Origin of the sequence: Kocuria palustris, from assembly GCF_007666205.1 — a bacterium.
GTDB lineage: Bacteria > Actinomycetota > Actinomycetes > Actinomycetales > Micrococcaceae > Kocuria > Kocuria palustris_A.
On record NZ_VDOR01000046.1, the window covers coordinates 1 to 510 of the forward strand.

A 510-nucleotide genomic window follows, 5' to 3' on the forward strand; every position below is an offset into this window, starting at 1 on the left:
TGGAAACGTCACCGCCGCTACGCCGCCGATGGCACCTGGGACCGGGTGCTGGCCCACGTACTTTCTGATGCTGATGCTGCCGGTGATATCGACTGGAACGTCTCCGTGGATGGCACCATCAATCGTGGCCACCAGCATGCAACGAACACGACGCGCCCTGACCAAGACACAGGGGCTACGTCGAATTACAAGAATCTGCCCGATCAGGAGTGTGAGCCGACCGGGCATGGCATCGGTCGCTCGCGCGGTGGGCTGACGACGAAGATCCATCATGCCGTCGACGGCAATGGCCGCCCCCTGGCAGTGGTGGTCACCGGTGGACAGCGCCACGACGGGGTGATCCTGCCGCAGGTCCTTGCCGATATTCGAGTGCCGCGGGCTGGTGGCGGTCGCTCTCGCACTCGTCCGGATACCGTTCTCGCTGATCGTGCTTATGGGTCCAGGGCGAATCGCGAGTACCTGCGATCGCGAGGCATTCGGGCAGTGATCCCGGAGAAGAAGGACCAGGTC

The 510-nt window shown here is 63.5% G+C and carries 1 protein-coding gene; it reads left to right on the plus strand.

The genetic code is table 11. The features are described 5' to 3' along the window. A partial coding sequence (locus FSY66_RS12435) for an IS5 family transposase (protein WP_144795407.1) occupies positions 1 to 510 on the plus strand: 510 nt, incomplete at both ends.